Here is a 21258-nt window from a genome sequence, read left to right on the forward strand (position 1 = left end):
ACGAAAGGATCTCCACCAAACTCGAAGGCCTGAGCCCGGTGCAATACCGGGCCCAGACCCTCGCAGCCTAAAATCCCAATTAGCCAGTCCAACAAACGGGGACCAGTTCATTTTGCGCCCTTCACCCCAACCCTCTATCACCCGGTGATAGAGGGTTGGCGTGAAAGGGCCGTTAAGTGTGTGAGGATCGGTAGCCTAGGGTCATGACTTCCACGCCGATCCGTACCGCAGTAGCAGGTTTCGGGCTATCGGGCAGCGTATTCCACGCGCCCTTCATCGCCAGCAATCCCGCCTATGAGCTCGCCGTCATCGCAACTTCGGATGCATCGCGCCAATCCAAAGCCAAGGACCGCTACCCACAGGCGACGATCGTCAACACGCCGGAGGACATCCTGGCCCTCGCTGGCGAACTGGACCTCGTTGTCCTGGGCACACCGCCCGCAACCCATTACCCGCTGGCGAAAGCGGCGCTGGAAGCCGGGCTCGACGTCGTCGTTGACAAGCCGTTCGTGGTGCACAGCGCCCAAGGTGAGGAATTAATCCAGCTTGCAGCGAGCCTGGGCCGCGTCCTCACGGTGTACCAGAACCGGCGCTGGGACGCAGACGCTCTCACTGTGCAGAAACTGCTCGACGCCGGGACGTTGGGTACCGTGACCCGGTTTGAGGTGGGCATGGAGCGATGGGCGCCGGAGATCGCCAAAGCATGGAAGGCCAGCGCCACGACCCAGGATGGCGGGGGTGTCCTCTTCGACCTCGGCACCCACGTCCTCGACCTCACTCTCCGTTTCTTCGGCCCCGCCGAGGTCACCTACGCAGAAATCCAAGGACGCCGCCCCCAGGAAAGCGCGGACGACGACGTCTTCCTTGTCCTGCAACACCAATCGGGTGTGGTCACCCATGTCACCATCAACCTCAACAGCCACCTCCACGGACCGCGCTTCCGCATCCTCGGCACCGAGGGCGGATTCGTAAAGTTCGGTGCCGACCCGCAGGAGCCGTATGTGCTGGGCGGTGGGCTGCCTACGGACCCCGGGTACGGCGTCGAGCCTGCCGAAAACCATGGCACGCTGGAAGTCAACGGGCGGCGCACCGCTGTCCCCACCGAGCGCGGGGCGTACCCCGAGTTCTACAGGATCCTGGCGGACAAGCTCGACGACGGCGGCACGGCCTCTGCTCTTCCGTTACCTGTTGATCCGGTTGACTCGGTTGCGGTGCTGAAGCTGATTGAGCAGGCTAGGGCGCTGGCGTAACGTCCGCGCTCGCAACGACCGAGTAGATGGCCTTGAGGTCGTCGTTCCCCTCAACCGGCTGGCAACTGCCGGTCAACTGGACGATGTCCGCGGCGGTTTGGTGATGGACCACCGTGACGGCTGTGAACTGCGCCAAGGACCCGGCCTGCGGGTGTGTGTATCGCGCCTCGCGAACGTGCCAATCACGGCCGTTGATGACCACGGGTTCGGTGGCAAGCAGCACAGCATCGGGCAGGGCATCCAGGAATTGGTCCACGGAGGCCGCGATGTCCTGGAGGCCGTACTCCGGCAAGCGGCGCGACACGGAGATGACCACATTCGCCGTGTAGTTTCCTGCAGTGGCGGGCGCCATGAGTGCCCCCACCGCGTCGGGAACCACTTGCTGCGTCCAACCGGCCGGCGGTGTGAGCTTGATGGACGGGTAGGCGGGGAAAGCGTCGGACGGGAAGACCTGGTGTGATGTCATGGGAGTCCTTTCGGAGCAGTGTCTGGTCAGGAGGCTATTTGTTGAGGAAATCGACGAACCCGGTCACGGAATCCACGAATCCGGAGGGACTGATCGTGATTTGGCCTCCGGCGCCGAGTCCAAGTTCCGCCGTAATTTTCGCGCCCACACCCAAGGTGAAGCCGTCCTCGTCCATTGACGCGTTGAAGAAGTAGCCTTCGCCCGCGCCAGCGGCGACAGTTTCTGACGTAGACAGCTTTTGGCCCAGCACTTCAATGTACTGGGAGGCGGTCAGTTCCGCACCAGCTCCGGCACCGGCTACTTTGCCGGTGACGTCATCGTTTTTGACGCTGACCTCGCCTTCGCCGGCGCTGGCCCAAGCTCCTCCGCGCAACTCCGCTCCTTGTCCAATGCTGAACAAGCCTCCCGCGAACTCCGTTTCGTTGCCGAAGGTGACCTTTTGGCCCGCAAACGCTTCGCCGCCTGCACCGAACAGGAAGGGGGTGTCCGCGCTCGCGTGGATCCCTGCTTCCGCCCCGGTCATGCCCCGGACGGTCGATGTGTTGGTTGCCCACCCGTCAAAGAATTCGCTCTTGGTTGTGGTGGTGTTCTCCACGCCTACGAAGACTTCACCGTTGGCCTGGAGGCTCGGGAGTCCCAACCCGAAGGGAACCCGGGCATCGATCTTCCCGTCCCCACGGGCTCCAGAGAACGTTTCGTTGGTAGTGGTGGTCGTGACGGGGCCGAATCCGGACGTGGCAGTCCAGGTCATCTCGGCCCCGATCTTGCCGTCAACGGAGGCCTCAAAAGCCGCTCCATCAGGACCGACTGATCCGCGCGCCTCGCCATTGACCTCAGCCACCAAGGACCCGTCGCCCTCAACCGTCACCGGACCGTAGGTGGTTGGACCAAAAGTGAATCCGGGCATTCCCTCTGGGCTTTTGCCGACTCCCGGGCCCGGTCCGCCCTTGGAACCTCCAGGTCCACCCGATCCGCCCAGAGACGCTTGCTCCTGCTGCTCGGCATTGAGCTTCAAGGCGCGGGCGTTGGTCTTCAAGCATGCAGCTGCCGCTCCCAACCGGCCTTGGAGGTCGCTGTGCCAAGCGCTGCGAAACTGGTCTGCATCGTTTCCACGCCAGTAGCTGCCATTCTGGATCAATCCGTTGAGCTGGCGCCTGAGATCGGCGATCTTTTCAGCCTCAGCGTCCATCACGGCCGACAACCGCCGGAGGTCTCCGACGTCCGCGCCCACCAATCCCTGTCCCATTACGAACCCTGTCCCATTACGTATCCCCTGAACGTAGTGACGTGCAAATAGCCAGTGGGCCAACGGCGCCAGGCATTCCCTGAGCATAGTTGGCGGCAGCGAACCCGGCCATGGGGACATCTAGCCGCTGTGCACAAAGGGCCTGACAGCACTCCGCGGAAGTAATTTCGGACAAAGCGTAACCTCACCGGTGCCGCGAACGATGTAAGGGGAGTGCGGGCCACGTCCGCACGCTGATCATCCGGCAGCGACCCAACCGCTGCCGGGGCAATCCCCAAATCGTTTGTCGGAGGGTTTCATGTCCTTTTTCACTGTCCTTGCCACCAGCAAAGTCGCCGCCGGCGTCCTGGCTGCCGGAGCCGTAGCAGCCGGCGGAACCGGCGTCGCTGCCTTCAATGGCGCACTTCCCACCGAGTTCCAGCAGACTGCACACAACCTCGTTGGTGCACCGGCTCCGCTCGACGGGAAGGCCGCTGAAGCAGCCGAAGCCGCCAAGACCGCCAACACCAAGGCGACTGACGCCGTCGAGACTGCGCAGGCAAAGGCTGCCCACGCCGCCGACGCCGGCCAGGCGAAGGCTGCCGAGGCTGTGTCCGACGCGGGGGCCGCAGCCAAAGATGCCACTTCCCCGGAGGCTTTCGGCCTTTGCACCGCCTTCCTGAACGGTGGCCTGAAGTCCGACTCCAAGGCCCCCGGCTTCGAATCCCTGACCATCGCCGCCGGTGGCGAAGCAGAGGTGGAAGCGCACTGCGAGGCAGTGGTTGATGCCGGTAAGGCTGCCGGTGCGAAGACGGACTCTTCGGCCAAGGCGGAAACCGACGTCGATGCCGCAGTAACGCCTGAACTTCCGGCAAAGCCGGCCGTTCCTGCGGTGCCCGCGACGCCTGCTGTGCCCGCTGTGCCCGCGACGCCCGCTGTCCCGGCGACGCCTGCCGTTCCTTCGTTGCCGTCGCACGTTCCCGCGGACGTTCCGGCCGCTCCGGGAGCACCCCTCGATTCTGTCGGCTAAGCGCGCAGCAGCTACGGTTTAGGGCGGGGCTCCTTGGCTTAGGACAAGGAGCCCCGCTTTCGTAACGTGGAATGGAGGCGTCCACGGGTGCTTGACCCCATGGCGGATGAATATGTGCAGGCGGATCGTGACGACCCCGCGCTGCTGTTCACTGCTGCCTACAACAGCTTCGCCGGACCTGTCTTTGGCTACCTCCGGGCACGCGGCGTGGACGACCCCGAAGCCGTCACTCAGGACGTGTTCCTTGCCCTGTATCCAAGGCTCGAAGCCCTCCATGGCGGACTTCAGGGTGCCAAAACGTTGTTGTTCTCCATCGCCCATGCCCGGATGGTGGACCACTACCGCAAACGCGAACGGACACCCGATTCCACGCCCTACGAGTCGGAACTGGACTCACGGCGAGCGTCGTCGGCGGAAGACGAGGCTTTCGGACGTGCCTTCGGTGTGGGTGTCACCGAATTGTTGGATGACCTCACGGACGACTACCGGGAGGTCCTGGCTTTACGCGTTGTTGCCGACCTTTCCGTGGAAGAAACAGCGGGCATCATGGGCAAGTCCCAAGGCGCCGTGAAGCAGTTGCAGCGCAGGGCATTGAGCGCACTGAAGAAGCGTGCACTACGAACGAATGGCACATCATGAGCGAACACCTTCCGTCACGCGGACGCCACAACGAGCTGGCAATCGACCGCCTGCTGGCCGAATCACGCCTCGATGGCGACGCCGATCTCCGCACCGAACTCCTGGAGCTCCGCTCACTGGCCAGCACTGCCCCGTTGCCGTCCGACGCAGTCCGCGCCCTGATGGTCGGCGGCCCCGCTGCAGTCACCCAACAGACCACGACGGCGGAGGCCCTGGTCGCGCCGTCCGGCGCATCGACGGCGGTACTCGCCACGGCTGACCTGGCCGAAGCCCAAGCCCCTGTGGGTGGGCCGGCAGTTGTCGACGAACTGGCAGCCGTCGACGAAATCGCAGCGCGGCGACGGAAGAAGCGTCGCACCGCCATCGCGGGCCTGGCCGTGGTGGTGTCCTTGGCCGGAGGTGCCACTGCGGCGGCCGCGTCCGAAGGCGGGATTCCGGGTGCCTTCCAGCATTTGGGCGCAGCCATCGGATCCGTTGTCTCGCAGTTGGCGCCCGGCTCCGGAAATGCTCCGCAGCAGGGCGGTCCTGTTGGTCCGGCACCCGCACCACCTGCCGATGAAACGCCTGCACCCCCGGTCCGGAACCAGCCCGGTCCAGCACCTTCGACGCCGGGCGCCCTTGATCGCGTTCCGCAGCCGGGCGGGGCGGCACCATCGCAAGCACCCAAGGGTCCGCAGCACGATGAACCCGGCAAGAGAGTCATTCCCACGCCCCCAGTGGTACCTGTGACGCCACCAGCCATCGATACGCCGACGATCGATCCCTCAAAGATCCGCCCGTCGGAGATTCCCGTTCCTGTTCCCACGCACGTCGTTCCCGACGTTCCTGGCAAGCCGTAGGTCACAAGCACGTTGCCAAACCGCTAAATCGTTGCCGCCCCGCCATGGAGAAGCGGTTTATCAACGTTGTTGTCCACATAAGGCCAAAGCTCGATGGCCTCGGGCCTGGGTTCGGCCAAGCATGGGTCCATGAACCCAAGAAAACTCGATGCCCTCATCACCGCACATTGGCCGGAGACGTCCGTTGCCTCCACTCCGGAGCTTCTGGGGAGTGGGCTGGGCGACCGGGTCCTGACGGCGGGCGTACGCTCCGGGAGGCTTCTGAGATTGAGGCGGGGCGCCTACGTCCGGGCAGCTGATTGGCGCCGCCGAAAACCCTGGGACCAGGAGCTGCTCCGCATTCAGGCGCACCACTGCAGCAACCCCGCCGGCCAGGCCGTCTACAGCCATGTGAGTGCGGCCCGACTCCACGGATTCTCAGATTGGGAGGGCGGGCCACACGTGCATGTCACCACTCCTTTTTCTCCGGCGCAGGCGAGTTCCGGCGCGGATGTCATAGCCCACGGCGGGCAGCTGGAACGCTCCGAAATCTCGGAAACACGGACACCGTGGGGATCATCGGCCAAGGCCACCAGTCTGGAACGCACAGTGGTTGATTGTGCGCGGACGCTGGACTTCGAAAAGGCCGTGGTCATCGCGGACCAAGCGCTCCGGCGTGGGGCTGATCCGCGGATCCTGCAGGACTACTTGGACACCGGCAGGATCACCCGCGGCGCCCGGAGGCTGCGTCGTGTCCTCGCCGCGATGGACAAGCGCTCCGAATCAACAGGCGAGACACGCACACGCCTGCTGCTGGCCAAACTCGGAATTCCTGCCGCCGGGCTTCAGCTTGACGTGGCGACGCCCATTGGCAGGTTCAGGGGAGATTTCGGCTGGTCGGAACAGAAGGTCATCCTTGAGTTCGACGGCCGCGCCAAATATTTTGAGTTCGCGCCCACGGACGAGGTCATTTTCGAGGAACGTCGCAGGGAGAAGGCGCTCGAAGCAATGGGGTGGCAGATTGTCCGCATTGAGTGGGATCACCTCAGCCGTCCGTGGGAAGTTGAGCAGCGGCTCAAGCTTGCGCTGGGCAGGCGGCGGGGGATCGGACGCTAACACGTGGAAAGCCCCGGTTTTTTGGGGGGGGGGGGGGGCGGGGCCACGGGGGCCGCCGGCGCCCACGCCCCCCCCCCGCGGAATATATGGGGGGGCGCCGCCGGGGGGGGGGGGGGGGGGGGGGGCGGGCCCCCCACATCTCCCTACCCCCCGTGGCCGCGTCCCGGCCCCAAACCCCCAACCCGGGGCCCAACGACGTCCAATCGCCGCCGCGAAGCTAAAAGCTAGGCGGAAACCAGGCCGTGCCAGTCGTTGACGAGGGGCAGGTTGTGAGCCTCGGAAACGGAGTGGTGTGCCACGTGGCCTGCGGCGATGTTGAGGCCGGCGGCCAGGGCGGGGTCGCGGTCGAATGCGGCCTTGACGCCCAGGTTGGCCAGTGCCACGGCGTAGCGCAGGGTGACGTTGGTCAGTGCGTACGTGGAGGTGTTCGGAACGGCGCCAGGCATGTTGGCAACGCAGTAGAAGATCGAGTTGTGGACCTTGTACGTCGGTTCCTGGTGGGTGGTGGGGTGCGTGTCCTCGAAGCAGCCGCCCTGGTCCACAGCGATGTCCACCAGGACCGAGCCCGGCTTCATGCGGGAGACGAGCTCGTTGGTGACCAGCTTGGGAGCCTTGGCACCCGGGATCAGGACGGAGCCGATCACGAGATCTGCGTCGATAACTGACTTCTCGATCTCGTAGGCGTTGGAGGCAACGGTCTTCAGCCGGCCCTGGTAGAGGGCGTCGAGTTCGCGCAGCCGATTGATGTTGATGTCCATGATGGTGACATCAGCACCGAGGCCCAGCGCCATGGCAGCGGCGTTGGTTCCCGCAACGCCGGCACCGAGGACAACGACCTTGGCCGGGCGGACGCCCGGTACGCCGCCCAGGAGGACGCCCTTGCCGCCAGCCGGGGCCATGAGGGAAGAAGCGCCGACTACGACCGAGAGGCGGCCTGCGACCTCGGACATCGGGGCGAGCAATGGAAGGGTGCGGCCTTCCTGAACGGTTTCGTAAGCGATGGCCGTGACGCCGGAGTTGATGAGCTCGGCAGTGAGCTCGGGCTCTGCGGCCAGGTGCAGGTAGGTGAAAAGGATGAGGCCCTTGCGGAAGCGGTGGTACTCCGCGGCGATGGGCTCCTTGACCTTCATGACCATGTCCGCACGGCCCCAGACATCATCAGCTTCGTTGACGATTTCAGCGCCGGCGATCGAGTATTCCTCGTCGGTGATGCCCGAGCCGAGGCCTGCGCCGCGTTCAACCAGAACGGTGTGTCCGTGGGTGCGGAATTCGTGGACACCTGCAGCCGTGATGGCTACGCGGAATTCGTTGTTCTTGATTTCTTTGGGGACGCCGATGATCATCTGTGGGCTCCATCGTTAGCGGCCTCTTCGGCCGAAAATGTGTTGCGGGCTGTGATTCAAGAATAAATCCGGCTGTGAGGCAGGCGACATGGATTCCAGCGCCCGCTTCTGCCGAAACCCCGGAAAATCAAGGGTCTTCTCTTTGTGGGCTCGACATTTGTCGAGCACTGGAGCGTCAGGTGTCGCCTGCTGTTGGTACGCTTTGAAGGATGCAGCAGGACGTGGAACAGATCGTAGAACGCGTGGCGTTGAAGCTGGGCCGAGGCCTCTCCCTCGAAGACCTCGACGGCGTCCTCCTTGCCTACAGTTCCAACCAGTCCCACGCCGACCGCGTCCGCGTGAACTTCCTCCTCAGCAAGCGCGTCCCCAGCGATGTCAGCCTCTGGCAGCTGTCCCACGGCATCGCCACGGCGGTGCGTCCCGTCGTGGTTCCCGCCAACGAGGAGCTCGGCATGTTGGGCCGGGTTTGCGTCCCCCTCCTTGTGCGGGGTTTCCGTGTGGGCTACTTATGGGTCCAGCTCGACGTTGAAGAGCAAAGCGCGACGGCGATACTCGCCGAATTGCCCGGCGTGCGCGACGAATTGGACCTGCTGGCGGGTTTGCTCCTTGATTCCAACACCGCTGAATCAGAGTTCAGGCGCAGGCGTGAGCAGGAGTTCCTCTCGGCATGCAGCGGGGAATCGAACGCGGTGGCAGCGGTGGCTGGGTGGAAGGAAATCCAAGGCCGGGGTCCGTGGCAACTGGTGACCATCCTGGACGCGGACGGTGTGCGGTCCGACGTCGACCCCATTGCCGCGACCCTGACCCACCGCTCGGCCGCGCTGCAGTCCACAATCGGTGTCAACGCCGCGCTGTTCAGTGCAGGAACCGAGACGCATTCTGTGGTCTTGTTCCGCGAGTCGGGTGGCCGGGCGGACCACGCCCAGGTGCTGGTCCATTATCAATTGGAGCTCGCCAAGCGGGCCGGTAGGACGGTGGATCGGGTGATCCTGGGCATCAGCGAGCCGTTCCACGTCATCCGGCAGCTCGCCGGCGCCTACCGGCAGTCGAAGGTTGCGGCGCAGGCGGCCGCCGTCGATCAGCCACTCGGGGAGCTTGTGGACAGCCGGGCAGTGGGCGTCTACCAGCTCTTCGACCGACTGCTGGCACCAGGGGGCTGGGATGACACCGGGTCTGTGCACTTCCGGTCCTTGGAGGACCAGGACAAGAACGGCGAACTGTTGCCCGTCCTGGAGCTTCTCTATGACAGCGACGGTTCAGTTCAGGATGTGGCGGCCAAACTCCACCTCCACAGAAGCAGCATCTACAACAGGCTCGGCAGGATCCGCCAGCTCATCGGCGCTGATCCCTTGAGCGGCGCAATCCGGCTCGAGTTGCATGCTGCCTTGAAAGCGCGGCGATGGGCGGGGCGGCCTCGGATTTGAGGGTGGATGGACGAATGAGGCAGGCACCCGTCGTGGGTGCCTGCCTCATTCGCAGGGTTCGCTTTAGGACCGTTTCAACCGCTGGCAGCTCCAGCGCCCCAATCGACGACGGAAGGTGGCCGTCCGGCTGCTGCTGCAGTACCGGCTGTGCCAGCCCGCATGCGTGCTGGTGCGCGGCAGGCGGGTGCTCACTTGAGGGCTTCCTTTGCGGCGTCGAGGATCTCTTCAAGAGCCGTCCCGGAGGCCTGCGGTGTCGTAGACGCAACGGGCTTGCCGGTGGGCCGGGGCTTGGACGTCTGCGTGGACGTTTCCGTGGGAGTGGGAGTGGGAGTGGGAGTGGGAGTCGGCGTCGGAGTGACAGTCGGCGTCGTCGTGGGTGTCGGAGACGGTGTCGTGGGCGGCGTGGTGATCGTGTCCGAGGGCACGTCGCCAGGAGCCGGAGCTGGCTGAGCCGGTGCCGGGCTGGTGGTACCAGGCGCAGCGGCGATGGTCGCAGGCACAGGGGACGGGACCCACACCGGATCAGCCAGTGAAATCTTCGGGGTAGGAATCGACGACGGCGAAACGGCGGCGGGTGCCTCCGGAACCGTGGCCGGCTGACCGGCTTCCGATGTCGCCGCCGCTGATGCAGAAGGCGATGAGGCGGTGGAGTACGAAGCGCTGGGCGCGGGGGTTGCCGAGCCCGAGTTTCGATCGGTGCCGCTACCGCTGGCTTCCTGGGCTGGCGTTTCCTGGCCGAAGAAGGGCAGCTCGAGAGCCTGCCCCAAGGTTCCGGCCGTCAGGACCAGGCCGAGGGCACCTGCCACCACGGCCATGCGCTGGCTCATGTGCTTGACCGACGCAGCTTTCCGCAAAACCGTGTGGGGTTCCCGGCCAAAGGAGGAGCCACCAAAGCTGGATTTGGCGGCAGCGGCTGACGCTGCCTGCTTGCGAACATCCTTGCGGCCGGCGAGTGACGCCGACGCCGTTGCGGCCGCGGCGACCTGGGCCGGGGACTTGCCTCGCGGCGACACAGGGGCCGGAGCCGCGGATGTGGTCGCGGATTCATCGCGGGCTGCCACCACGGGGATGGCTGCCGTGGCTGGTTCCGACGAGCCTGGCTGAGGGCTTGTGGGATTAACGATCGGGATGGCCGCGGTGGGAGGCCCCGGCGTGGTGGATGCCGGAGTCTCAGCTTGAACGACCGGAATGGCTGCAGTTGCCGCCTCAACAGGCCCGGGCCGGGATGATTCCCCAGTTGCGGGCTCTGCAGGAGCGATCACAGCCTGGGTTGCCTGCTCCCGCTCGGCCGCGCGTACGGCTGCGCGGGTGGTGGGCGTTGCGACGGTGGGGTCGGCCGCGGTGGCGGCTTCCGGCGTCGTGCTTGTAGTTTCGGGCGCCGCGACGGAGTCTGCAGGCGCGCTGATGGGGGATCCGCTGGGTTGGGCCCGACGGCGTCCGGTTGGCTTGGTGCGCTCGCGCTCAGTCTGGGCGCGGCGCGGCTGATCCATGGTTGGGGACATGGTGGTTGCCTCTCAACGCCTTCGAGGTTAGCTGTCGGGTTCGGACGAGGCCGTCCGGCCGCACAAGGCGGCTTCACCCCAAGGACTTGAATCAAGTCCGGGAACTTTTGGGTCCCCCGCCTCTGCCGCGGGTCTGGCGGATCCCGGATTGCGGCAGAGCTCGGCGTCAATCCGGAAGCGGCCCAGCGGAGATAAGGGTCGCCCTACGACGGTACATGAGCCGGAAAGTAAAGTCACATTAATGTAACGGGCGGTAGGCCTCCCCCATTGAGAGGCCTCTAGCGCTTAGGCTTCGGGGCCGGCGCTGGAGCCGGGAGCTCGTGCTGGATCTTCTGGATTTGATGTGCCTGATGAGTCTCAGGGCGGAAGATCTCGTCGGCGATGCCCAGCATCCCGCCCGCCGCCGCACGCCTGACTCCGCGCTTGGACTGCCGCGAGGTCCAGTACCAGAGGCCGGCGAGGAGCGCGGGAACTCCGAGTACTGCGGCCAACACGGCCAAGATATCCATGGCACAAGACTAGCTTCGGCGTGCACCGGCAGGTAGACATTGTCTATGGACCTGCCAGTGATGCCGCCCGTCTCGCCCATGCTCGCCAAGTCCGTTCCGGCCATCCCCGATGTTGGGCACTATGAGCCCAAGTGGGACGGCTTCAGGACCATCGTCTTCAAGGATGGGAACGAGGTCATCCTGGGCAGCCGCAACGAGAAACCCATGACCAGGTACTTCCCGGAGCTGGTGGACGCGCTGCGGAAGAACCTCCCGGACAAATGCGTGATCGACGGCGAGATTGTCCTGATCCAGGGCAACAGGCTCGAATTCGAGGTGCTTCAGCAGCGGATCCATCCCGCGGACAGCCGGGTCCGGATGCTCGCTGAGAAGACCCCATCATCCATGATCGCCTTCGACATCCTGGCCCTGGGCGGTGAGGACCTGATGGGCAGGCCGTTCTCTGAGCGCCGCGCCATCCTTGAACGCGCGCTCGCCAAGGCTGAGCCTCCCGTCTACGTGACGCCCGCGGTGACGGACCTTGAGCGGGCGCAGGAGTGGTTCGTGCAGCTCGAGGGCGCAGGCTTGGACGGTGTGCTGTCCAAGCCGCTGGATGGGACCTATCAACCCAACAAGCGCGTGATGTTCAAGACCAAGCACGAGCGGACGGCGGACTGCGTGGTGGCCGGATTCCGCTGGCACAAGACGGCGAAAGTTGTGGGGTCCATGCTGTTGGGCCTTTATAACGACGCCGGACGCCTCCAGCACGTGGGGGTGGTGGCCTCATTCCCCATGGCCAAGCGGGAAAGCCTGGTGGCCGAGCTTGAGCCCTACCAGGTTGAACTCAGCGAGCACCCTTGGGGCGAGTGGGCCAGCCAGGGCGAAGGGGTCGCGGGTTCCCGGATGCCTGGTGCCCAGAGCCGGTGGAGCGGGGGCAAGGACTTCTCGTTCGTGCCGCTGCGCCCCGAACTGGTGATCGAGGTGGCCTACGACTACATGGAGGGCGACCGCTTCCGCCACACCACGCAGTTCCGGCGGTGGCGGCCGGACCGAACCCCGGAAAGCTGCACATATTCGCAGCTGGAGGAGCCGGCGGAGTACGACCTCGGTGAGATCCTGAGGCTGCCGTAGTTACTCCTCGTGCCCTTGGTCGCTGCTCATGCTGCCCTCGGCGGGCGGGGTTTCCCCTGGGGGTACTCCGCCGCCGGGCTCGAGTCCCGTGAGATTTCCGTCCAGCGGATCGGGGTTGGCGGAGGCTGCCGGGTCATTGTCTTCGTCCTGGCGCAATTCCGGATCGGCGTTCACATGGTCGTTCCGGGCCGCGGGGGTTGTTGCGGCACCGTAGGGCCCCGTAGCGCCGGTCACGCCGAAGCCCTGCTCGTCCTGGGGGTCTTTACTGGTCACGATCAGCCCTTTCGTAAGCAAACTTACTAATACGCTTGCTCCGCCAGCCTATCCGGGACGGGCTGAGCCAACAAGGGCACCTAGCCGTGGAGTGTCGTCGCAGTAACGAAGCTCCGGATGGCATCCGCCACGGCCTTCGGGCGCATGTGCTGAGCCACGTGTCCGACGCCGGGAATTTCCACCAAGCGACCCTCTGCAACCGCCCGCGACAGCCGAAGCGACCACTCAGGACCTGCCACGTTGTCGCGGCTTCCACGCAACACCAGCACCGGAACCCTGATCGAAGCCAGGCGTTTCTCCGTGGGGTACTTCATCATTACCGGCAACTCGGTGAGGTACCAACGCGGTCCGGAGCGGAAGTAGTCGGAAATGACGATCCAGTTTGACGAGGGGCTCTCACGGAGCAGCCCGTCGAGGATAAGAGCCAAGGACTGGCGCCCCACGTTCTTGTGGCGCGAATCAACCACCGGTCCCATTAACACCAGTTGCCGGGCGCATTCCGGCGCATGCAAGGCCGCTTCGATGGTGAATTGCACGCCCATGGAATGGCCCACCAGCACGTAGGAACCGATGCCATGGGACGCGAGCGCCGCTGCGATGAAGGCACCGTAATCCTCCACGGAGAGCTGCCGGTCGGGCTTGGGTGTCCCGGCAAAACCGGGGAGGTCCAGGGAATACGTGGGTGCGCCCGCGGCGAGTACGGCATGCAGCCGGGCCAAGTAGCGGTGTGAGACTCCGATGCCGTGGATCAGGATGTACGCGGGTTCGGCGCCCACCTCAGACCCCGACTCGGAGCCAGGCCCAGGCGAAGGCGTGCCCTCGGTCCAGAGGATCCGCCCCTTCAGTCCCAAAACCTCGACGTCGGCAGACAGCAGCGGTGCCGGCTTCCCCCGCGTTGTCATCAGGGCTGCCGCTGCAGGAACGCCGGAGCGCCAGGGCCGCTCAATTCGCTCTCCGCTACCGGTCGACCGGACACCGCCAGCAGCAGCGCGATCGCGGGACCTTCAACGGTGGGACCGTCACCGTACTCGAAGCGGGTGTCAGTGGCGACCCAGCGCCAGCCGGCTGCGATCTCCTTGCCGCCACCCATCTTGGTGGTGGTCCGCATTTGGTAGTCAATGGCAGTGGCGACGTGGGCGGCCGGATATTCGCGGTGCAAGCCCAGCGGCCGGCGGATGTCCTCGCCGTGGACGAACGCCTCAACCAGCCTGGTGGCCAGCCCGGCCGGTGGACCGGATGTCCGGGAGAGTACGGCCTCCAACTGGACCAGGGTCTGAGCGGGGTCCCCGGTCTTTTCGCGCTCCACACCCACGGCGTTGTCGCGGTCAAAATCCATCCGGGAAGCAATCATTCGGCTCATGAAATTGAGGCGCGTGGTTTTGGCGCTGTCGATCACGTGAGCCAGGACGTCGTGGACGTCCCAGCCAGGGCACAGCGACGGCGTCTTCCACTGGGCTGGATGGAGTGGTTCCAGATCCTTGATCAGGGCACGGCGTTCCTCATGGACCACGGGCCAGACAATGGAAGGGGAAGTCGACGCCATACTGCTATTGAACCCCATGCCACGGCCACGGGCGGTTTACTGCGAGGGCGGTTCCATGAAGACGCGGTTGCGCGAGGGCCTGCGGGAGTACTGTACGGACCTTGCCAGCCCCGCTGCGCACCACACGAGAAAGGCAGCCGCGGCCGCTGTGAGAGCCCAGGTCACCGGGTAGCCGAGGAAGGGCGCCGATTGGCAGGTGTCGAAACCAACATCGCCCGAGGCCTGACCGCAACCACCGGTTTGCAGCCAGATCAAACCCAGGAAAGGGACCGTGGCGGAAATGAGGACGAGCCACAGCCACGGGCGGTTCCACGGCCATTCGGAGTACTTGGCGCGTCTTTCCTGGGCCATAGGCTATTCCCTGTTCGCGTCGTCCGATTCAGTGGGGTCGACTGCAGGACGTGAAGCCTCAGGCGCCGCGGCCGCCTCAGCCGCGTCCCGGCGTCGTGCGATTCTCGATTCCGTCCACATGGCCACGGCCACGAACACTGTGCACGCGAACATGAATGTTGCCACGAAGTTCAATCCCATGGCAGAGCCCAAGGGTGCGGCAAGGGCCATGGCGGCCAACCCGGCCACGATATGCCACCCTTTGAAATTGCCCACCGATCAAGCGTAACCCCGGCCTTAAGGGGTGCTGGCCCGTTGCGTGGGATCGTTGCTTGATCCTTATCACTCCGACACTTTTAGCCGGCGCTTAAGTCATTTTCGGTGGTCTGGACCGCGGCCGCTTCAGCCTGGTTCTTCTTCTGCGTTTCCAGCCACGCCATGATCGCGGCCTGCCGGATCCGACGATGCGTGCCGCGGTACTCCACGGGGATTTCGCCGCGGTCGGTCATATTGCGCAAGTACGTGTGCGAAATGCCCGCGAGCTCCGCTGCCTGCGAGGTGGTGAGCATTTCTTCCACGCTGCTGACCGTCACCGTTTCGCCCCGGCCCAGCCTCTCAAGGAGGTCGACGACGGCGTCCCTCGCCTGATCGGGCAGGCGATGGACGGTGCCGTCCACAAACACGGTGATGTCGTTGCTGTCCGCCAACGAGCGTGCCAGATTCCGGGCGTCATCGGCGGGGAGGCCTGCTGTGACGCGGGGAGCTATCAATGCCATGGCAGAAGCCTAGCGCGAGCCTGCCGCGGACCGGCGTTCGTTGCGGCCCAACTACAACGACGCCCGGAGTTCGGCGGCATTGGCCAGCTCTGCGGCCAACGCTTCCCGTTCCCCGGAGGTCAGGGTGAGGGCGTCCACGCTATCCAGCACTGAAGCGGCGAGCCCGGGGTCGCCGGTGCGGTGGTGCAGCTCAGCGAGGTACACCAGCAGGGGCAGCTTCTCGGCGTCCGTTGCTTCCCCGTGACGCAAAAGCCCCGCCTCGATCACCGAGATAGCCCGGGCTTCGTCCCCATGGGAGTCGCCTTGCCGGGTAGCGCTCATCAGCACTCTTTCCAGACGGCTTTCCGAGCCGGAGCCATCATCCTCGGTTTCACCCAAGGCGCTGATCCGTAGCCAGTTCCCGCCCGGATCCACCACGGTGAACCCAGCTGTCGTTCCCTGCTTGCGGCGGGGGCGGGTGATCCGCGGAATCCCGGCAATGGGCAACTTGCCGAAAGCAGCACGAAGTCCGGTTGCGAATTCGTCGAACAGCACACCCGTATCCTCGACCAGCAGGATGGCGGTGCCCATCGAGTTCTCCGGCTCGAACGCCTCCAGGCCGAAGAAGTGCAGGTCGATCCCGCCCCGGTTGAAGCACACGTAGGGGTTTGGCCGCGCCTGCCGGAAGGTCACTTTGAAGCCCAGGGCCTTGTAGAACGGCACGATGTCGTCGAGGTACCGGCACGGCAGGATGGGGATCGCGCGCTCGTTCATAGCCCGAACCTACACCAGCCCAGCGAGAGCTACTCCGCGTCCAGGTCCGTCTCCAGCAGCTTCACCAGTGCGTCCAGAGCAGCGTCGGCGCCGTCGCCCTCAGCCCGCAGCACAACGACGTCGCCCTTCGCGGCGCCGAGCGTCATAAGCGAAAGGATGCTGGCGGCGTCGAGCGCGTCATCGGCGGGCTCGCCCTGCATGGCGATGGTGACCTCAACCGGCTGCCCGCCGGCTGCCTCGGCGAACAAAGCGGCCGGCCTGGCATGCAATCCGGAGCGGCTGGCGATGGTGGCTGTGCGTTCGGGCATGGTGTTCTCCTAAAGGTCGGAAACGAGAATTAGAGGCCGAGTTCTTCGAGCACGGGGAGTTTGGCGCGGACCCAGTCCCGGGCCTCAAGGGCACTCGGCGCGGACAGAGCAAGCCGCGCGAGTTCCTGCGCCTGCTCAAGGGTGACGGTCTTCAACACCGTCCCGACGGCGGCCAACGAGCGGGCGGTCATGGACAGTGTGGTGACGCCCAGCCCGGTAAGGACGACGGCGAGGGCCGGGTCCGCGGCTGCCTCACCACAGACGCCCACCGGCTTGGGGTCACCTTCGCGGCCGGCGCCTTCCTGCGCGGCGCCTTCCACTGTTAGTTGGACGAGACGGAGCACGGCGGGCTGCCACGGGGTGTTGAGCTCGGCGAGGGGGCCGAGCTGGCGGTCGGCGGCCATGGCGTACTGGGTGAGGTCGTTGGTGCCAAGGGAAGCAAAGCCCACCTCCCGCAGTACGGTGGCTGCGGTCAGTGCCGCGGAGGGGACTTCCACCATGACGCCGGGCGTCTGGATTCCAGCGGCGGCGCACAACGAGGCGAAACGTCCGGCTTCGGCGGCCGTGGAGATCATGGGCGCCATGACCCACACATCGGCTTCGGACCCGGAGGCTGCCCGGGCAATGGCTTCGAGCTGGCGCTCCAGGACACCCGGTGTGGTGAAGTCGGTGCGGTAGCCGCGGACACCCAGTGCAGGATTGGGCTCGGTGGCATCCGTGAGGAAGGGCAGGGGCTTGTCCGCGCCTGCATCCAGGGTGCGGAGGACAACCTTCTTGCCCGGGAACGCGTCGAACACGGCCTTGTAGGCCGCGGCTTGCTCGTCCACGGAGGGCTCGGTGTCACGCTCCAGGAAGCAGAACTCGGTGCGGAACAGGCCAACACCTTGGGCGCCGAGGCCTGCGGCTGCCACCGCGTCCTTGGCTCCGCCGACGTTGGCGAGCAGCGGCACCAAGTGGCCGTCCGCCGTCGTGCCGCTTCCGTCGAATTCGGCGAGGGTGGCGGAGGTTTCCGCCCAGGCCGTCGCAGCAGTGCGCTGCTCATCGGTGGGCGGAACGGCAACGTAGCCGGCCGCGCCGTCGACGTACACCTCGGAACCGTCGGCCACGGAGTCAACCCCGTGCGCGGCAACAACCGCAGGCAGGCCGAGGGAGCGGGCAATGATCGCGGTGTGGGACTGTGGTCCGCCGCCGGAGGTCACCAGTGCCAGCACTACAGCGGGATTCAGCGTTGCAGTGTCGGCCGGGGCCAGGTCTTCCGCGACCAGGATGAAGGGCGTCTCCGAGGCAGGAATGCCCGGCGCGGGGACCCCACGGAGTTCAGCCACGATACGTGCGCGGACATCCAGGACATCGGTGGCGCGCTCGGCCATGTAGCCGCCCAGGTTGTGCAGCATTTCAGACACGGACGCACCCGCTTCCCAAATGGCCCTCTCGGCTGAGGAGCCGCCGTTGATCAGCTTGGCTGCCGACTTCAGGAGCATGGTGTCCTTGGCCATCAGCGCAGTGGCTTCAAGGACGGCCTTGCCGTCGCCGGAAGCACTGTCCGCACGTCCCTTAAGCTCGTCATGGACCGCCTGCGCAGCCGCTTTCAAGCCCGCGACGGCGTCTTCCGGACTTACGTCCGCAGCCAAACGCTCTCCCGACGGCGGCTCACTCACCGGCTTGGGCATCTGGCGGACGGAACCAATGATGCGGCCAGGGCTTACCCCTACTCCTTGGAAATTCTGCACTGAATCCTCTGTTCCTGCTTGTTGGTTCAGGCCCGCCGGCGACGGCACCGGGAGCCTCGAAAACTAGCCTACAAAATTCCTTTGTGAGCCACTTCATATAGCAACGCTATAGGTGCTAGGGTAGCGGTTATGAGTTTCGATGACCAGCTTCCGCCCAAAATTCGGTTGCTTCGCGCAGCTGCCGAATTGCTGGCGAATTCGGAGGGGTCAGCGGTCTCAACGCGCCAGATCACCAAGCTTGCCGGGGTCACGGCGCCCACGCTTTACCACCACTTTGGTGACAAAGAAGGACTGTTCGACGCCGTTGTTTCAGCCGGTTTCGAAGAGTACGTGGCGGGAGAGCGGGATTTTGCACCGTCCGGGGAGCCTCTGGAAGACGTCCGGCGGATGTGGGACAACCACGTCCAGTTCGGCCTGACCCAACCCCATCTTTATCTGGTCATGTTCGGCAACATCAGGCCGGAAAGCCGCCCAGCAATCGTGGCCGATGCTGAAGCGCTCCTGGAAGAAATGCTGAACAAGGCCGCCATTGCCGGTCAGATCAACGTGCCGCCCCGCGAAGCGGCACGCAGCATTCTGGCGGCCAATGTGGGCGTCACGCTCATGTTGATCGCCGAACCGGTGGAAGAACGGAACCTCGAGCTCTCAACGATGACCCGGGATTCCATGATTTTTGCCGTCTCCACGGAAACCGCCCGTGGCGCCGCAGCCGACGACTCCGGTAAGTCCTCGGTAGTTGTTGCGGCAATCGCCCTGAATGCGGCACTGCAGGCCTCGCATTCGGACCAACTTTCCAGCTCTGAACTGAAGCTCTTCCTCGAATGGCTTCACCGCATTTCCAGCAGCTCCTAAGGCTGCACTCTCTCGATCTATATCGACTGACCCCGCGCCGCCGCGGGACACACGTTAGGAATTCACATGGCAACAGAGACAGTTGCGAAGCCCCGCACCAGCGTGCGCGTTGGTGTCCAGAAGTTCGGAACATTCCTCTCCGGCATGATCATGCCCAACATTGGCGCCTTCATCGCCTGGGGTCTGATTACGGCGCTGTTCATCGAGAAGGGCTGGATTCCAGTTCCCGCGCTCGGTGGTTTCGGCACCAATGCCGAGGGGGTTCCCAACATAGGCCTTGTTGGCCCGATGATCACCTACCTGCTCCCGCTGCTGATCGGCTACACCGGCGGCAAGATGGTCCATGACGTCCGTGGTGGCGTGGTGGGAGCCATCGGCACCATGGGCGTGATCGTCGGCGCGGGCATCCCGATGTTCATTGGCGCCATGATCATGGGCCCGCTGGGTGGCTGGACCATGAAGCAGCTTGACCGCCTGTGGGACGGCAAGATCCGCCCCGGCTTCGAGATGCTGGTGAATAACTTCTCCGCCGGCATCTGGGGCGCCCTGTTGGCCATGCTTGGCTTCTACGGCATTTCCCCGTTGGTTTCGGCCTTCAGTACCGGCGCCGGAAACGTCGTCCAGTTCCTGGTCAACAACGGCCTGCTGCCGCTGACCAGCATCTTCATCGAGCCCGCCAAGGTCCTCTTCCTCAACAACGCCATCAACCACGGCGTGCTGACCCCCTTGGGCATCCAGCAGTCGCTGGAACAGGGCAAGTCCATCCTGTTCCTCCTGGAAGCCAACCCCGGCCCGGGCCTCGGCATCCTCCTGGCCTACATGTTCTTCGGCCGTGGTGCTGCCAAGGCGTCGGCTCCCGGTGCGGCGATCATCCACTTCCTCGGCGGCATCCACGAGATCTACTTCCCGTACGTCCTGATGAAGCCCATCCTGATCCTCGCGGCTATCGGCGGCGGCATGACGGGCATCGCAACATTGGCCATCACCAACTCGGGCTTGGTTGCTCCTGCAGCGCCTGGTTCCATCATTGCCGTGATCGCCCAGACGTCGCGAGACAGCTACGTTGGCGTGATCCTCGCGGTGATCCTGGCGACCGCCGTCTCCTTCCTCATTGCGTCGTTGATCCTGCGCACCTCCAAGAACAAGGGCGAGGACGACCTCACCGAGGCCACCTCGCGCATGGAAGCCATGAAGGGCAAGAAGAGCTCCGTCTCTTCGGCACTCGTCGGCGATCGCGCCGGTGACCAGGGCGGAACCGTCCTGACCCGGCCGGTCCAGAACATCGTGTTCGCCTGCGACGCCGGCATGGGCTCCAGTGCCATGGGTGCCTCGGTGCTGCGCAACAAGATCAAGGCGGCCGGCTTCCCGGACGTCAAGGTCACCAACTCCGCCATCGCCAACTTGAACGACACCTACGACGTTGTCGTCACCCACGAGGACCTCACCGAACGTGCCCAGCCACGCACCTCCAGTGCCGTGCACTACTCGGTGGATAACTTCATGAACAGCCCGCGGTACGACGAAATCGTTGAACTGGTACGGAGCAGCAACAGCGAAGAAGGCACGACGGCGGCCCCCGCCGGAGACGCCCAGCCCGCCGCAGCTGCCACAACAGCAGCCGCCACCCACGGTGCACATGCCGCCGAGCCGGCCGCCGCTGTCGAGGGTAAGGGTGTCCTGCTCCGCGAAAGCGTGGTCCTTAATGGCACGGCCACTGACCGTGACGCGTCCATCGACGAAGCCGGCAAACTCCTGCTGGACCGCGGTGCCGTTGATGTCAGCTACGTTCACGCCATGCACGAGCGCGAGGAATCCGTGTCCACCTACATGGGCAGCTTCCTGGCGATCCCGCACGGCACCAACGATGCCAAGGAACACATCAATCACTCGGCAGTGTCCATCATCCGCTACCCCGAGGGCATCGACTGGGGCGGCAAGCAAGTGAAGTTCGTCGTCGGCGTGGCCGGCATCAACAACGAACACCTCCACATCCTTTCGTCGATCGCCAAGATCTTCACCAACAAGGCGCAGGTTGCCCAACTGGAAGAAGCCACCACGGTTGACGAAGTCCTGGAGCTGTTCGGAAAGGTCAACGCATAGTGAAGGCAGTCCATTTTGGGGCAGGCAACATCGGGCGGGGGGGGGGGGGGGGGGGGGGGGGCCCCCACCGCGGGTGGGGTGGGTGGGGGGGGGGTGGGGGTGCCGGGGGGCCCCCCCCACCCCCCCCCCCCCGCCGCGCACGGCCCCCCGGCGGGGGGGCG

Annotated in this window: 24 protein-coding genes and 1 riboswitch; of the genes, 10 read left to right on the plus strand and 14 right to left on the minus strand. The window is 65.0% G+C overall.

Annotated elements, in window-relative coordinates; all coding sequences use genetic code 11:
• Positions 1 to 71, plus strand: a 71-nt coding sequence (locus LN996_RS23910) for an IS3 family transposase (protein WP_374202238.1), incomplete at its 5' end; no start/stop codon positions are given.
• A 132-nt stretch (positions 72 to 203) separates the two neighbouring features.
• Positions 204 to 1250 carry a Gfo/Idh/MocA family oxidoreductase gene (locus LN996_RS19930; protein ID WP_231342335.1) on the plus strand — a complete coding sequence of 349 codons (1047 nt, stop codon included), beginning with the start codon at positions 204 to 206 and terminating at the stop codon, positions 1248 to 1250.
• Here LN996_RS19930 and LN996_RS19935 read toward each other — a convergent pair.
• Entirely contained in the window at positions 1234 to 1716 is a 483-nt protein-coding gene (locus LN996_RS19935; RefSeq protein WP_231342337.1) for a hypothetical protein, read from the minus strand. The genes LN996_RS19930 and LN996_RS19935 overlap by 17 nt on opposite strands.
• A 34-nt stretch (positions 1717 to 1750) precedes the next feature.
• Positions 1751 to 2962, minus strand: a complete 1212-nt coding sequence (locus LN996_RS19940) for a WXG100 family type VII secretion target (protein WP_231342342.1) — start codon at positions 2960 to 2962, stop codon at positions 1751 to 1753.
• 298 nt (positions 2963 to 3260) lie between these two features.
• Between LN996_RS19940 and LN996_RS19945 the strand changes: the two genes are divergently transcribed.
• From LN996_RS19945 to LN996_RS19960, 4 genes are all read left to right on the plus strand, one after another.
• On the plus strand, positions 3261 to 3971 hold the full coding sequence (locus LN996_RS19945) for a hypothetical protein (RefSeq protein WP_231342344.1): 711 nt from the start codon (positions 3261 to 3263) through the stop codon (positions 3969 to 3971).
• Between the two features lie 87 nt (positions 3972 to 4058).
• Complete coding sequence (locus LN996_RS19950) at positions 4059 to 4610, plus strand: RNA polymerase sigma factor (protein ID WP_231342346.1); 552 nt, start codon at positions 4059 to 4061, stop codon at positions 4608 to 4610.
• Positions 4607 to 5449, plus strand: a complete 843-nt coding sequence (locus LN996_RS19955) for a hypothetical protein (protein WP_231342350.1) — start codon at positions 4607 to 4609, stop codon at positions 5447 to 5449. Before LN996_RS19950 ends, LN996_RS19955 begins: the two co-directional genes overlap by 4 nt.
• Before the next feature lie 129 nt (positions 5450 to 5578).
• Positions 5579 to 6544 (plus strand): DUF559 domain-containing protein, encoded by a 966-nt coding sequence (locus LN996_RS19960; RefSeq protein ID WP_231342352.1) that lies wholly within the window; start codon positions 5579 to 5581, stop codon positions 6542 to 6544.
• A gap of 224 nt (positions 6545 to 6768) precedes the next feature.
• Here the strand turns inward: LN996_RS19960 and ald are convergent, their stop codons facing one another.
• Positions 6769 to 7887, minus strand: coding sequence for an alanine dehydrogenase (gene ald, locus LN996_RS19965; protein WP_231342354.1), 1119 nt, complete (start codon positions 7885 to 7887; stop codon positions 6769 to 6771).
• 209 nt (positions 7888 to 8096) lie between these two features.
• Between ald and LN996_RS19970 the strand changes: the two genes are divergently transcribed.
• Positions 8097 to 9311: a CdaR family transcriptional regulator gene (locus LN996_RS19970; protein WP_231342357.1), complete on the plus strand. Its 1215-nt coding sequence runs from the start codon at positions 8097 to 8099 to the stop codon at positions 9309 to 9311.
• A gap of 188 nt (positions 9312 to 9499) precedes the next feature.
• Here LN996_RS19970 and LN996_RS19975 read toward each other — a convergent pair whose 3' ends face one another.
• Both LN996_RS19975 and LN996_RS19980 read right to left on the minus strand, forming a co-directional pair.
• Complete coding sequence (locus tag LN996_RS19975) at positions 9500 to 10813, minus strand: hypothetical protein (RefSeq protein WP_231342359.1); 1314 nt, start codon at positions 10811 to 10813, stop codon at positions 9500 to 9502.
• Between the two features lie 2 nt (positions 10814 to 10815).
• Positions 10816 to 10962, minus strand: a riboswitch (cyclic di-AMP (ydaO/yuaA leader).
• A gap of 129 nt (positions 10963 to 11091) precedes the next feature.
• The gene (locus LN996_RS19980) at positions 11092 to 11322 is read right to left on the minus strand and encodes a hypothetical protein (RefSeq protein WP_231342362.1); all 231 of its coding nucleotides are present in this window, start codon (positions 11320 to 11322) and stop codon (positions 11092 to 11094) included.
• Between the two features lie 45 nt (positions 11323 to 11367).
• On the opposite strand from LN996_RS19980, the gene LN996_RS19985 reads away from it, so the two are divergent.
• A complete protein-coding gene (locus LN996_RS19985; RefSeq protein WP_231342364.1) occupies positions 11368 to 12432 on the plus strand; it encodes an ATP-dependent DNA ligase in 1065 nt (354 codons plus the stop codon).
• Here the strand turns inward: LN996_RS19985 and LN996_RS19990 are convergent, their stop codons facing one another.
• The 9 genes from LN996_RS19990 to ptsP form a co-directional block, all read right to left on the minus strand.
• The gene (locus tag LN996_RS19990; RefSeq protein WP_231342365.1) at positions 12433 to 12705 is read right to left on the minus strand and encodes a DUF6480 family protein; all 273 of its coding nucleotides are present in this window, start codon (positions 12703 to 12705) and stop codon (positions 12433 to 12435) included. It abuts the gene before it with no gap.
• Positions 12706 to 12785: 80 nt separating this feature from the next.
• Positions 12786 to 13607 (minus strand): alpha/beta fold hydrolase, encoded by an 822-nt coding sequence (locus tag LN996_RS19995; RefSeq protein ID WP_231342367.1) that lies wholly within the window; start codon positions 13605 to 13607, stop codon positions 12786 to 12788.
• On the minus strand, positions 13607 to 14266 hold the full coding sequence (locus LN996_RS20000) for a maleylpyruvate isomerase family mycothiol-dependent enzyme (protein WP_231342370.1): 660 nt from the start codon (positions 14264 to 14266) through the stop codon (positions 13607 to 13609). The genes LN996_RS19995 and LN996_RS20000 overlap by 1 nt, the downstream gene beginning before the upstream one ends.
• A gap of 18 nt (positions 14267 to 14284) precedes the next feature.
• On the minus strand, positions 14285 to 14599 hold the full coding sequence (locus LN996_RS20005; RefSeq protein ID WP_231342372.1) for a hypothetical protein: 315 nt from the start codon (positions 14597 to 14599) through the stop codon (positions 14285 to 14287).
• 3 nt (positions 14600 to 14602) lie between these two features.
• Complete coding sequence (locus tag LN996_RS20010; RefSeq protein WP_159706486.1) at positions 14603 to 14854, minus strand: hypothetical protein; 252 nt, start codon at positions 14852 to 14854, stop codon at positions 14603 to 14605.
• A gap of 80 nt (positions 14855 to 14934) precedes the next feature.
• On the minus strand, positions 14935 to 15354 hold the full coding sequence (locus LN996_RS20015; RefSeq protein WP_231342374.1) for a helix-turn-helix domain-containing protein: 420 nt from the start codon (positions 15352 to 15354) through the stop codon (positions 14935 to 14937).
• 51 nt (positions 15355 to 15405) lie between these two features.
• Entirely contained in the window at positions 15406 to 16107 is a 702-nt protein-coding gene (locus LN996_RS20020) for a hypothetical protein (RefSeq protein WP_231342381.1), read from the minus strand.
• Positions 16108 to 16136: 29 nt separating this feature from the next.
• Entirely contained in the window at positions 16137 to 16415 is a 279-nt protein-coding gene (locus tag LN996_RS20025) for an HPr family phosphocarrier protein (RefSeq protein WP_231342384.1), read from the minus strand.
• Positions 16416 to 16444: 29 nt separating this feature from the next.
• On the minus strand, positions 16445 to 18145 hold the full coding sequence (ptsP, locus tag LN996_RS20030; protein ID WP_231342400.1) for a phosphoenolpyruvate--protein phosphotransferase: 1701 nt from the start codon (positions 18143 to 18145) through the stop codon (positions 16445 to 16447).
• 129 nt (positions 18146 to 18274) lie between these two features.
• On the opposite strand from ptsP, the gene LN996_RS20035 reads away from it, so the two are divergent.
• The gene (locus tag LN996_RS20035; RefSeq protein ID WP_018780189.1) at positions 18275 to 18997 is read left to right on the plus strand and encodes a TetR/AcrR family transcriptional regulator; all 723 of its coding nucleotides are present in this window, start codon (positions 18275 to 18277) and stop codon (positions 18995 to 18997) included.
• 66 nt (positions 18998 to 19063) lie between these two features.
• The gene (locus LN996_RS20040) at positions 19064 to 21097 is read left to right on the plus strand and encodes a PTS mannitol transporter subunit IICBA (protein ID WP_231342401.1); all 2034 of its coding nucleotides are present in this window, start codon (positions 19064 to 19066) and stop codon (positions 21095 to 21097) included.
• Positions 21098 to 21258 lie beyond the last annotated feature (161 nt).

The sequence above is a fragment of the Arthrobacter sp. AK01 genome (assembly GCF_021109375.1).
Classification (GTDB): domain Bacteria; phylum Actinomycetota; class Actinomycetes; order Actinomycetales; family Micrococcaceae; genus Arthrobacter.

Excerpts from the sequence above, each read along its gene's own strand:
- LN996_RS19930 (WP_231342335.1), top strand. The coding sequence starts at position 204 with ATGACTTCCACGCCGATCCGTACCGCAGTAGCAGGTTTCGGGCTATCG.
- LN996_RS19935 (WP_231342337.1), bottom strand. The coding sequence starts at position 1,716 with ATGACATCACACCAGGTCTTCCCGTCCGACGCTTTCCCCGCCTACCCG.
- LN996_RS19940 (WP_231342342.1), bottom strand. The coding sequence starts at position 2,962 with ATGGGACAGGGATTGGTGGGCGCGGACGTCGGAGACCTCCGGCGGTTG.
- LN996_RS19945 (WP_231342344.1), top strand. The coding sequence starts at position 3,261 with ATGTCCTTTTTCACTGTCCTTGCCACCAGCAAAGTCGCCGCCGGCGTC.
- LN996_RS19955 (WP_231342350.1), top strand. The coding sequence starts at position 4,607 with ATGAGCGAACACCTTCCGTCACGCGGACGCCACAACGAGCTGGCAATC.
- LN996_RS19960 (WP_231342352.1), top strand. The coding sequence starts at position 5,579 with ATGAACCCAAGAAAACTCGATGCCCTCATCACCGCACATTGGCCGGAG.
- ald (WP_231342354.1), bottom strand. The coding sequence starts at position 7,887 with ATGATCATCGGCGTCCCCAAAGAAATCAAGAACAACGAATTCCGCGTA.
- LN996_RS19970 (WP_231342357.1), top strand. The coding sequence starts at position 8,097 with ATGCAGCAGGACGTGGAACAGATCGTAGAACGCGTGGCGTTGAAGCTG.
- LN996_RS19975 (WP_231342359.1), bottom strand. The coding sequence starts at position 10,813 with ATGTCCCCAACCATGGATCAGCCGCGCCGCGCCCAGACTGAGCGCGAG.
- LN996_RS19980 (WP_231342362.1), bottom strand. The coding sequence starts at position 11,322 with ATGGATATCTTGGCCGTGTTGGCCGCAGTACTCGGAGTTCCCGCGCTC.
- LN996_RS19985 (WP_231342364.1), top strand. The coding sequence starts at position 11,368 with ATGGACCTGCCAGTGATGCCGCCCGTCTCGCCCATGCTCGCCAAGTCC.
- LN996_RS19995 (WP_231342367.1), bottom strand. The coding sequence starts at position 13,607 with ATGACAACGCGGGGGAAGCCGGCACCGCTGCTGTCTGCCGACGTCGAG.
- LN996_RS20000 (WP_231342370.1), bottom strand. The coding sequence starts at position 14,266 with ATGGGGTTCAATAGCAGTATGGCGTCGACTTCCCCTTCCATTGTCTGG.
- LN996_RS20005 (WP_231342372.1), bottom strand. The coding sequence starts at position 14,599 with ATGGCCCAGGAAAGACGCGCCAAGTACTCCGAATGGCCGTGGAACCGC.
- LN996_RS20015 (WP_231342374.1), bottom strand. The coding sequence starts at position 15,354 with ATGGCATTGATAGCTCCCCGCGTCACAGCAGGCCTCCCCGCCGATGAC.
- LN996_RS20020 (WP_231342381.1), bottom strand. The coding sequence starts at position 16,107 with ATGAACGAGCGCGCGATCCCCATCCTGCCGTGCCGGTACCTCGACGAC.
- LN996_RS20025 (WP_231342384.1), bottom strand. The coding sequence starts at position 16,415 with ATGCCCGAACGCACAGCCACCATCGCCAGCCGCTCCGGATTGCATGCC.
- LN996_RS20035 (WP_018780189.1), top strand. The coding sequence starts at position 18,275 with ATGAGTTTCGATGACCAGCTTCCGCCCAAAATTCGGTTGCTTCGCGCA.
- LN996_RS20040 (WP_231342401.1), top strand. The coding sequence starts at position 19,064 with ATGGCAACAGAGACAGTTGCGAAGCCCCGCACCAGCGTGCGCGTTGGT.